Source organism: Kitasatospora sp. NPDC058243, from assembly GCF_042882025.1.
Classification (GTDB): domain Bacteria; phylum Actinomycetota; class Actinomycetes; order Streptomycetales; family Streptomycetaceae; genus Kitasatospora.
In genome coordinates this window covers 29,518-38,705 of sequence record NZ_JBHVWW010000061.1, presented here as the reverse complement: position 1 = coordinate 38,705, position 9,188 = coordinate 29,518, and the positions used below count along the sequence as shown (strand labels likewise).

Below are 9,188 nucleotides of genomic sequence, written 5' to 3'. Positions count from 1 at the left end.
GGTCCGCCCGTGCCTCCAACTCCCCGAAGGGCGGTACCCGATGAACCAGGACGGGATGTTGCACGGCCGCATCGACCCGATGTGGATGCACGTGGTCCTGCGGGCCCGCGGGCCGCGGTACGACACGCTCCGGACGCTGGCTGAGGCGTGGGGTGAGTCGCGGCAGCGGGTGATCGATGCGCTGGATGCCCTGGCGGTGGTCGTTGACGAGGGCGGGCCGGCGTGGGACGCCGCGGTCGACGACGTCGAGGCGGACCTGCAGATGGACGAGGCCGAGGTCGAGCTGACGCACCTGGACGCCCGACGGCTCGCGGACGAGCTGCTCGTGGCGGCGTCGTTGACGATGTCGGCCCGGCGCGAGGCGGCCATGGCGCCCGAGGTCATTACGTTCCCGCACCAGCACGGCCGCGGGGAGGTGGCGTGATGCTCGCCTTCGTGATCGCCGTCTCCTCCGTGGGCTTCCTGCTGATGGCGTGGTTCGACTGGTCGGCGCGGCGCCGAGTCCGGGCGATCCGGGCCGCCGACGTGGAGCGCGTTCCGTACGCGACGTTCCACTCTGAGGAGGACGTCCAGTGATCCGCCGTCTCCGCGCCCTCGCTGCCCTGCGCGTCGTGCGCGTCACCTGGCCGTTCGCGGCCTTGGAGTTGGTCCGGCCCGACGGCCGCGGCTGGCTGATCTGCCGACTCCCCAAGAACTGATCAACCCCGGCCGGGGCTGCGACGCCCCGGCCGCTCTCCAACGGAGAACACGTTGAGCACTGACATCATGCGGTCCGGGGGCGCCCTCGCCATCCGGCCCGACCAGACCGACTGGACCCCCGAACAGTCCGCCGTCCTCCACCAGTCCGGCATCAGCAACGATGTGACCGCCGCCGAGCTGTCCGGGTTCCTGCACCTGTGCCAGCGCACCCAGCTCGACCCCTTCTCCCGGCAGATCTACCTGATCGGCCGCAAGGACAAGCGGGCCGGTCGCACCGTCTTCACCCCGCAGACCGGCATCGACGGGTACCGCGTCATCGCGCACCGCGTCGTCGCGGAGTCCCGGGAGAACTTCGGATACGAGGACACCCAGTGGTGTGACGGCGCCGGCCGTTGGCGGGACGTCTGGTTGTCCCCCGAGCCCCCTGCCGCAGCCAAGGTGACCGTCGTTCGCAACGGGCACCGCTTCCCCGCCATCGCGGTCTTCCGCGAGTACGTCCAAACCGGTTGGGAGAACAAGCCCGTCGGGCTGTGGGGCAAGATGCCGGCCGGCCAACTGGCGAAGTGCGCGGAAGCACTCGCGTTGCGCAAGGCGTTCCCGCACGACCTCGCGGGCGTTTACACCGCGGAGGAGATGGGGCAGGCGGATAACCCGGAACCGGAGGCCCGGCAGCAGCCGGAGCCGGTGACGCCGCAGCGTCCGGCGCGAAACTGGCTGGTGGAGGCGCGAGCGGCGGAGTCCGCCGACCAGGTACGCAATCTCTACCGCGAGGCGAGTGCGACCGGGGCCCGGGAGGTCCTGGAGGATCTGGCCGCGATCGGGCGCGAGAAGGCCGCAGAAGCCACGGTGGTTGAGGCCGAGGTCGTCGAGGACGACGAGCGCACGGCCGCCGTGGATGCCCTGCGGGGCGCCGCGCTCGCCGCCGGGGTTGCTGCCACCATCGGGCAGGACTTCCAGCAGTCGTACGGTGTGCCGATCTCCGAGGCGTCGGTCGAGCAGCTCGCCGAGATGGCTCAGCTGCTGGCGGGTGCGGCATGAGCCTCAAGGACACTGCTGGCCGCGCCGCCGTGCTGCAGGCCCTGTACGAGGAGATCGGCGAGCAGCTCAAGGCCGCGAAGGCCGAGCAGGCCGCAGGTATGAAGGCGGCCCGCCAGGAGAGCGGTACGACCCGGATCGAGGCGACGCTGCCGGACGGCACGGTCGTGGCGAAGGTGGCGTTGGTCGCTCCGCAGCCGGCCGCTGAGGTGGTCGACAACGCGGCGTTCCTGGAGTGGGTGCGGGACAACCGGCCCGACCAGATCAAGCGCGAGTTCGTCACCAGCGTTCGCGAGGCGTTCGTGAAGTCGCTGCTCAAGGAGCTGACTGCCGCGGGTGTGCCGCAGTGGGTGGATCAGGAGACCGGTGTGGTGCACGACGTGCCGGGGGTCCGGATGCAGCCGCGCGCCGCCCACACGCGGACGACGTGGGAGGCCGAGGGTCCCGGACGGGTTGCCGAGGCCTGGCGGTCCGGTGCGCTGGCTGCGCTGGTGCTGCCAGAGCTGACTTCGGGAGGTGCCGAATGAGGCCCTGGCACTACCAGCCGCTGGTCGGCTTCGACTTGGAGACCACGGGCGTCGACCCGTTGCGGGACCGGATCGTGACCGCCGCGGTGCTGCGGGTGGGCCCGCAGCGGTGGACGGCCCGCGAGGACAACGCCGGCCGCTGGCAGGCTCTCGATCGGTTCGGCTGGATCGCCGATCCGGGGGTGGAGATCCCCGAGGGCGCCGCCGCGGTACACGGCATCACGACCGAGCGGGCCCGCGAAGTGGGCCGTCCGGCCGCGCGGGTGGTGCAGGAGATCGGCATCGTCCTGGCTGAGCATGTCGCCGAGGGAACGCCGGTCGTCACGATGAACGCGCCGTTCGACTTCACGATGCTGGACCGGGAGTTGGAGCGTCACGGCTACCAGCCGCTCGCTGTGCAGGCCGGCCGCCCCGTGCTGGCGGTGGACCCGCTGGTCCTGGACCGGCAGGTCGACCGGTACCGGCGGGGGAAGCGCACCCTCGGCGCGCTCTGCGACCACTACGGGGTCCGCCTCGACGGTGCGCACGAGTCCGCGGCCGACGCGCTCGCCGCCGTGCAGGTGGCGTACGAGATCGCCGAGCGCCACCCCGCCATCGGCGAGGCCTCGCTGGCCGACCTCCACGCGGCACAGGTCGTGTGGGCTGGCGAACAGGCCGCCGGGCTGCGGCGGTACCTGACCGACCGGGGCCGCGACGCCGCTGGCGTTCACGGGCACTGGCCGCTGATCCCCCGGCAGGAGGTGGCGTCGTGATGACCGAGCAGCCTGGTGACACCGCCGAACGCCTGTTGCCGATTGCGGCCGGCCTGGCGTGCATCGTTCGGGGCGAAGGCGGCCCCCGCGAGATCGCCCACATCCTGGGCGAGTTGGGCGACCACGAGCGGGACGTGATGATCGTCGTCCTCGCCGGCCTCGTGGACCCCGACCGGCCGGTGGCCGAGGTACTCGGCTACCTGACGTGGGACGAGCACGGTCGGCCCACGTCGGCGCCGACGTTGGACAAGACGCTGCGGGAGATCGCGGTCATGCCGAACCTGCCGTCGCCGCTAATCAGCTGGCTCAAGGCTGAGCGACAGCAGGAAGCCCGCATGCGGTACCGCACTGGCGAGACGCAGGGCGAGATCGCCCAGTACATGGGTGTTGACGTGCAGACCGTCGGCCGCTGGATCCGCGCTGGAGTAGCGGCGTGACGGCCCGGAGGCGCCTGGACCCGGCGGATCGGGCGGAGGCGTACGGCGCCTCGCTGACGACCACTGTGGTACCCGAGGAGAACCAGGAGAGCGCCCGCCGGTATGTGGCCCAACGGGCCCGGGGTGAGGCGGACTTGTCCCTGCTGCTGGCCGCTCTTGGCCTCGACCAGCCGGCCGGATGACCTGCGGCCAGTGGCTGCCCGCGGTGCGCGAGTACTGCGGGCAGCCCGCCCGGCCCTACATCCAGGGCCCCCGATGCGCCAGCCACACCCCGGCTGCGTAGGCCGGGCACCCCGAACCGCCAGACCCGCAGGAGCTGAAGTGAACGACGACAAGACCGTCGCCTTGATCCAGCAGGCCATCGGCAGCGCCGCCCACGGTGACGCCGACACCGCTGCCCGCGCCCTCGAAGCCCTCGGCCAGAACTGCGACAACACCCGCATGTACGGGGTGTGCTGCGCGATCGCCGCCGCCGGGACTCACACGCTCCGGCTGCTGTACGGCTCGCAGGCCCCCACGGCCGACAACGGCGCGATGTGGGCAACCACCGAGTTCGTTCCCGGTGCGTTCGCGGCCGACCCGGCCGAGGCGTTCGCGATGCGCTTCCTCGTGGCCTACAGCAACGGCGACACGGATACCTGCCTGGCCCTGTTCGAGACCGCGTTGCGGGCGGAGGGCGAGCAGTACGTCGCCTCGGTCTGCGCGCTGCTGACGGCGGTCGGCCGGCTGGTCCGCCTTGCGCTGGACGAGAAGGCCGCCGGGCGTCTGCTGGCCTGATAGGCCCCACGTCTGCCTGGGGCGGGGTGACCGTCCCCCGCCCCAGGCCGCCAACCCTCACCCGCACCAACTGACCGGAGACCAGCACATGCCGTGGGTCAAGCTCGACGACCGCTTCCCCTCGCACCGCAAGGTCGTGCTGCTGTCCGACAAGGCATTCCGTCTGTACGTCTCCGCCCTGTGCTGGTCCTCGGAGAACCTCACCGAGGGACACGTCCTTGACCGGGAGCTGCCGGTCATCACCCGCATCCGCGGGGCAAAGTCCGCCGCCAAGGAGTTGGAGGAGGCCGGCCTGTGGGACCGAGCCGACGATGGCTGGGTCATCCACGATTACCTGATCTACAACCCGGATCGGGCCAAGGTGAAGGAGGAGCGGGCCGCCAACGCCGCGCGGCAGCAGGCGTGGCGGGACCGGAAGAAGGCGGAGAAGGAAGAACGTCGTAACGGTGACCGTAACGCCCTGCGTAACGGCGTTACGCCCAGCGCTGCGGAGACCGGAAACGACAGCTCGACGACGCCAACTCGACACGACGACGACATGACGACACGAGAAAGCGGTCCCGAAAACCGCGCATCGTCGCAGGTAGACGAGATTCGTAACGGCGTTAGTAACGCTGCCCCGTCCCGTCCCCATCCCCCTGTACCTCCTACGGAGGTACAGCTAGCTAGCCGCGACGACGCCCAGCAGTTGCCGACGATCGGTCCCCAGCCGCGGATCCCTGCGGCGTGCCAGCCCCTCGTCTCCGCCCTCACCAACGAGCAGATGGCGGTCGGATGGGACCTCGCCGCCAACGACTGGTTCCTCATTGAGGCGCTCATCAAGCGGTGTGGCATCCCGATGCTCGTCGACCACGCCCGCGGCCAGTGGCAGCACGCCAAAACGCGCCCCCGGGGCGGCAACTACTTCATCCCCGGCTGGCGCTCTCTCCCCGACGCCCCACAGGCCGGCCACATCCCCGCCACGATCCTTCCCAGCGGCCCCATGACCCGCAACCAGCAGAAGCGCAGCCTCTTCGACGAGGCCGCCGCCCGCATCGCCGGAGGCACCGCATGAACCCCGCCGAAATCGGCCCGTTCCTCAAGCGCGCCGCCCTCACCGACTCCCGCATCCTCCCCGACGACCTCGAAGAGGCCATCGCCGCCACCGCCCTGTGGGTCGTCGCCCTCGCCGAGGTCCCCTTCGAGTTCGCCGTCAACGCCATCGCCGAGCACTACGCCAAGAGCCCCTGGCAGATCCGGCCGTCGGACATCGCCGACCAATGGAAGATCCACGCCCGCCGGGCCGCCGAACACCACATCGACCCGATCCCGGACACCGGCGACCCGGCCGAGTACCAACGGCAGATCGCTGCCAGCCGGCGCCGAGCAGCCGCCGGTGAACCGGTGCCTGTCTCCCGCGCGATCGCCGCCATCGGTCCCGTCCCGGCGCCCGCCTGCGGCATGACCGACCTCACCGAAGACGACATCCGTGCGCTCCGCCAGCAGAAGGACCTCGCCCGGATGCTCAAGGAGGGCAACGCCCGCGCCCGCATTGACAGCGAGCGCCGCAAGCGCCTCGTCCTCGGCTACGAGGACCTGGCCGAGCAGCTCACCCAGCCGCCGCTCGCCTACGCCCGTCCGGACTGCTGGAACGGCGGCCTCGGCACCGACCAGATCCAGGACGGCCGCCCCAACCGCAGCCCCAGCTACCGGCAGCTGGCCGAGATCTGCGCCGAGGCCGAACGCCGAGCCGCCACCACCCAGCGTCACGCCGCCTGAACGGAGCCCAGCATGACCACCAGCCCGCTGCTGCTGTTCGTCGTCATCGACGGCGTCAACCACTCGCGGCCTGCCGCTGGGTCCGGTACGAGCCCAACGGCTGCGCCACCGGCTCCGCCCTCGGCACCGCGGCTACGAGCCCCGAGGATGCCGCCACCGAGTTTGAGCCCGTCCACCGGAACCGTGAACGCGACCACCGCCGCGGCGTCCGCTACCGCCTCGTCAACCCCGACCAGTGGCGCGACACCGTCAAGGCCTGCCTGCTCGGCGAATGCGTCCACCAGAACACCAACCGCCCCGCCGCCTGAGGAGACCCCAATGCCCAAGCGCTCCACCGACCCGACCGTCGCCGCCCGCACCGCCCGCGACGCCGTCGAGAAGCTCAACCACGCCACAGCCGAGACCGGCATCCCCGCGCCCGTCATCAGCGCCACCACCCAGACCGTCCTCAACCTGCTCCAGCACCTCCCGCAGGCCCTGGAACAGCTCACCTGGGAGATCGCCGCCCGCCAGCGCGCCAACGAGATCCGCATGGACGACGGCACCGACCCGGCCGACGCGGTCCGGGAAGTCGACGAGGCAATGCGCGCAACCGTTCGTGCCCTCCAGGTGGCCGCCACCCGCCTCCAGCGCGCCGCGACCCCGCTGTTCCACATGGCCACCCGCTAATCCGTCCTGCCACCTGAGGAGACGACCGTGACCACCCGCGAACTCCTGCTCGACGTCATCAGCTTCACCGAGTGCGCCAACAACGGCCGCACCCCGGAGGGACTCCTCGACGCCTACCGCAAGGAGGTACTTGCCGAGGCCGCCACCCAGCAGCGAGCCGCCTCGGACCGCCTCCCCGACCACCTCGCCGCCGCCCGCCCCCTGATCGGCACGGTCGCCGACCTGATCGACCCGGATGCCCTCGTCTGGTTCGCCCCTGCCCGCATCCGCGACGCCGCCTCCGAGCTGCTCGCCACCGAGGAGACCACCCGATGAGCCAGTTCATCTACCGCATCACCACCGCCGGGCGCCAGGTCCGCTACGGCACCAAGACCTGGACCGGCACCCCGCAGTCTCTCGCCGAACACCTCGCCGACGACACCCGCACATGCCGGCCCGACGTCGCCAGCCCGATCACCATCCACGTCTGGCCCCGCCGTGACGACGACCACTACCGCAGTCCGCACCCCGATGACGCCAGCACCTACAACTACCCGACCGCCACCCAGGAGCCCACCCGATGAGCACCTATCCGCACCGCCTGCGCCTCCACGGCGGCCGCAACACCCACGCCGCCAAGATCGCCTCCGGTCTCCCGGACAACCTCGTCACCGCCTGCGGCTACATCGAAGGCCCGCGCGACGAACGCAAGGACGACGACGCTCCGATCACCTGCCGCAACTGCACCCGCATCGAGGAGACCAGCCGATGAACCAGCCCCAGCCCGAGGCCGACCGCATCACCGCCTACCTCGACGCTCTCCCGCCCGTCACTGCCCAGCCGTTCATCCTCCGCCGCCACCACGACGTCACCGGCGTTTCCGGCACCGGCATCGTCGCGGACGGCGTCCTCTTCCCCGCCGCCGGCAAGTCCCGCGCCGTCGTCCGCTGGCGCGGCGAACGCGGCTCCACCGTCGTCTGGGACCACCTCGGCCACGTCAAGGAAATCCACGGCCACGACGGCGCCACCGTCATCGAACTCGTCCCCGTCGACGACCTGATCGCCGCGCTCAAGGCCGTCGCCGCGATCCCCGACATGACCGCCAACGAGGTCGGTGACGACGACCCCGAGTCCCGCGGCACCGTTGCGGGCTACACCGACGCCCTCTCCGACGTCCGCCACGCCATCACCGACGCCATCGAAGCCCTCCACAACCACGACGAGGACGACCGGTACGAGGGCGTCGACTTCTCCGGCACCACGATCACCGCCCAGGAGGCCTGACCATGACCCCGCCGCCCCTCGACCTCGACGCCATCCAGGCCCGGCTCGCTGCCGCCACCCCCGGACCGTGGCGCCGCGAACACTGCGGCCCGCTCGGCGAGGACACCCTCATCGGCCGCACCGGTGCCATCGTCGGCTCGCTCGTCTTCGGGGACGGCGAAGAAGCCGACGCTGACCTGGAGTTCGTCGTCAACGCCCACCAGGACATCGCCGTCCTCGTCGCCCGGGTCCGGGAGTTGGAGGACCGGCTCGACGAGCGCACCGCCGACGTTGCCGAGCATGCCCTGGAGAACGCCCAACTCCGCGCCGAGAACGAGCGACTTCGCACCGCCTGGCACTCCGCCAAGGCTCGCGCCAGCACCGCCCGCGAGCACCTCGACATCACCGAACACGGCCGCGACCGCGCCATCGAGGCCGTCGAACAGCTCCAGGCCGAGCTGGCGACCGAGCGCGCCGTCGCCGAGTCCAACCAGCGCGCCGCCCGCCTGCTCGCCGCCGACGTCCATCGCCTCACCGCCGAGCTGGCCGAGGCCCACGCCGCCACTGAGACCAACCGCGAAGTCGGCCGCGTCCTACTGACCGAACTCGCCACCCACCGGAAGCCCGCGACCTGACGGCCCCGTGCGCGGCCAGGACCGGACCCCTAACAGCCGCGCACGGCCACAGGCATCCCGAGTGCCACCCGACCGCCCACAGGCCCCAGAAGGGCCGCCACACACACCCACCACGGAGACCCGCGTGATCCTCGACGACCTCATCGCCACCCTCGAAACCGCCGACCCCGACCTCGTCATCACCGACGGCTTCACCAACCCGCACTCCTACCGCGGCTACTACGAGGACATCGCCTTCGAGCCCGCCGCCAACGTCCGCGTCGGCGACATGCTCGCCGAAGCCCGGGGAGCCCTCGGTAGCACCTACCAGGGCTGGAAAGGCGGCGACTTCACCATGCAGGGCTACGCCGACTGCTGGCTCGCGGAGCAGGGCAACCTCGGCGAGACCATCGGCGCCCTGCTGCTGAAGCTCATGCTCCAGCAGACGATCGCCCCCGCCGCCGGCGGTGCCCGGTGACCGGAACCCCGCCGCCCAACCTCCGCGAACGCCTGATCACCGCACTGGACGCCCTTGCCGCCGTCCGCCTGCTCCACCAGCCCCAGGACCACGCCGGCTGGCAGATCTGCACCGGATGCTCCCGCCGCGGCCACTACGTCGAACCGTGGCCCTGCGCCACCGCCACGGTCCTCGCCGCCACCCGCGACACGACCAACTGA

Annotated in this window: 20 protein-coding genes; 19 read left to right on the top strand and 1 reads right to left on the bottom strand. The window is 71.3% G+C overall.

What is annotated here, in order from left to right:
- Positions 1-40: 40 nt before the first annotated feature.
- From ACFVX9_RS30610 to ACFVX9_RS30560, 11 genes are all read left to right on the top strand, one after another.
- On the top strand, positions 41-424 hold the full coding sequence (locus ACFVX9_RS30610; RefSeq protein ID WP_380480520.1) for a hypothetical protein: 384 nt from the start codon (positions 41-43) through the stop codon (positions 422-424).
- A complete protein-coding gene (locus ACFVX9_RS30605; RefSeq protein ID WP_380480518.1) occupies positions 424-576 on the top strand; it encodes a hypothetical protein in 153 nt (50 codons plus the stop codon). The genes ACFVX9_RS30610 and ACFVX9_RS30605 overlap by 1 nt, the downstream gene beginning before the upstream one ends.
- A complete protein-coding gene (locus ACFVX9_RS30600; RefSeq protein ID WP_380480516.1) occupies positions 573-698 on the top strand; it encodes a hypothetical protein in 126 nt (41 codons plus the stop codon). The genes ACFVX9_RS30605 and ACFVX9_RS30600 overlap by 4 nt, the downstream gene beginning before the upstream one ends.
- 52 nt (positions 699-750) lie before the next feature.
- Positions 751-1,737, top strand: coding sequence for a phage recombination protein Bet (bet, locus tag ACFVX9_RS30595; protein WP_380480514.1), 987 nt, complete (start codon positions 751-753; stop codon positions 1,735-1,737).
- Positions 1,734-2,261: a hypothetical protein gene (locus ACFVX9_RS30590; protein ID WP_380480512.1), complete on the top strand. Its 528-nt coding sequence runs from the start codon at positions 1,734-1,736 to the stop codon at positions 2,259-2,261. Before bet ends, ACFVX9_RS30590 begins: the two co-directional genes overlap by 4 nt.
- Positions 2,258-3,013 carry a 3'-5' exonuclease gene (locus ACFVX9_RS30585; RefSeq protein ID WP_380480510.1) on the top strand — a complete coding sequence of 252 codons (756 nt, stop codon included), beginning with the start codon at positions 2,258-2,260 and terminating at the stop codon, positions 3,011-3,013. The genes ACFVX9_RS30590 and ACFVX9_RS30585 overlap by 4 nt, the downstream gene beginning before the upstream one ends.
- On the top strand, positions 3,010-3,450 hold the full coding sequence (locus ACFVX9_RS30580) for a hypothetical protein (RefSeq protein WP_380480508.1): 441 nt from the start codon (positions 3,010-3,012) through the stop codon (positions 3,448-3,450). Before ACFVX9_RS30585 ends, ACFVX9_RS30580 begins: the two co-directional genes overlap by 4 nt.
- Complete coding sequence (locus ACFVX9_RS30575; RefSeq protein WP_387984633.1) at positions 3,447-3,632, top strand: hypothetical protein; 186 nt, start codon at positions 3,447-3,449, stop codon at positions 3,630-3,632. Before ACFVX9_RS30580 ends, ACFVX9_RS30575 begins: the two co-directional genes overlap by 4 nt.
- A gap of 139 nt (positions 3,633-3,771) precedes the next feature.
- Positions 3,772-4,227, top strand: coding sequence for a hypothetical protein (locus ACFVX9_RS30570; RefSeq protein ID WP_387984632.1), 456 nt, complete (start codon positions 3,772-3,774; stop codon positions 4,225-4,227).
- Positions 4,228-4,315: 88 nt separating this feature from the next.
- Positions 4,316-5,281, top strand: a complete 966-nt coding sequence (locus tag ACFVX9_RS30565; protein WP_387984630.1) for a hypothetical protein — start codon at positions 4,316-4,318, stop codon at positions 5,279-5,281.
- Positions 5,278-5,985: a hypothetical protein gene (locus ACFVX9_RS30560; RefSeq protein ID WP_387984628.1), complete on the top strand. Its 708-nt coding sequence runs from the start codon at positions 5,278-5,280 to the stop codon at positions 5,983-5,985. The genes ACFVX9_RS30565 and ACFVX9_RS30560 overlap by 4 nt, the downstream gene beginning before the upstream one ends.
- On the opposite strand, the gene ACFVX9_RS30555 is transcribed toward ACFVX9_RS30560, so the two are convergent.
- Positions 5,973-6,266, bottom strand: coding sequence for a hypothetical protein (locus ACFVX9_RS30555; RefSeq protein ID WP_387984627.1), 294 nt, complete (start codon positions 6,264-6,266; stop codon positions 5,973-5,975). The two genes, ACFVX9_RS30560 and ACFVX9_RS30555, sit on opposite strands and share 13 nt — an antisense overlap.
- A gap of 37 nt (positions 6,267-6,303) precedes the next feature.
- Between ACFVX9_RS30555 and ACFVX9_RS30550 the strand changes: the two genes are divergently transcribed.
- The 8 genes from ACFVX9_RS30550 (at position 6,304) to ACFVX9_RS30515 (ending at position 9,188) form a co-directional block, all read left to right on the top strand.
- Positions 6,304-6,654, top strand: a complete 351-nt coding sequence (locus ACFVX9_RS30550) for a hypothetical protein (RefSeq protein WP_380480494.1) — start codon at positions 6,304-6,306, stop codon at positions 6,652-6,654.
- A 27-nt stretch (positions 6,655-6,681) separates the two neighbouring features.
- Complete coding sequence (locus ACFVX9_RS30545) at positions 6,682-6,969, top strand: hypothetical protein (protein ID WP_387984626.1); 288 nt, start codon at positions 6,682-6,684, stop codon at positions 6,967-6,969.
- Positions 6,966-7,217 carry a hypothetical protein gene (locus ACFVX9_RS30540; protein ID WP_387984624.1) on the top strand — a complete coding sequence of 84 codons (252 nt, stop codon included), beginning with the start codon at positions 6,966-6,968 and terminating at the stop codon, positions 7,215-7,217. Before ACFVX9_RS30545 ends, ACFVX9_RS30540 begins: the two co-directional genes overlap by 4 nt.
- Entirely contained in the window at positions 7,214-7,405 is a 192-nt protein-coding gene (locus tag ACFVX9_RS30535) for a hypothetical protein (protein WP_387984623.1), read from the top strand. Before ACFVX9_RS30540 ends, ACFVX9_RS30535 begins: the two co-directional genes overlap by 4 nt.
- A complete protein-coding gene (locus ACFVX9_RS30530) occupies positions 7,402-7,917 on the top strand; it encodes a hypothetical protein (RefSeq protein ID WP_387984621.1) in 516 nt (171 codons plus the stop codon). Before ACFVX9_RS30535 ends, ACFVX9_RS30530 begins: the two co-directional genes overlap by 4 nt.
- A gap of 2 nt (positions 7,918-7,919) precedes the next feature.
- Entirely contained in the window at positions 7,920-8,531 is a 612-nt protein-coding gene (locus ACFVX9_RS30525) for a hypothetical protein (protein WP_387984620.1), read from the top strand.
- 124 nt (positions 8,532-8,655) lie between these two features.
- Positions 8,656-8,988: a hypothetical protein gene (locus tag ACFVX9_RS30520; protein WP_387984618.1), complete on the top strand. Its 333-nt coding sequence runs from the start codon at positions 8,656-8,658 to the stop codon at positions 8,986-8,988.
- Positions 8,985-9,188 carry a hypothetical protein gene (locus ACFVX9_RS30515; RefSeq protein WP_387984616.1) on the top strand — a complete coding sequence of 68 codons (204 nt, stop codon included), beginning with the start codon at positions 8,985-8,987 and terminating at the stop codon, positions 9,186-9,188. Before ACFVX9_RS30520 ends, ACFVX9_RS30515 begins: the two co-directional genes overlap by 4 nt.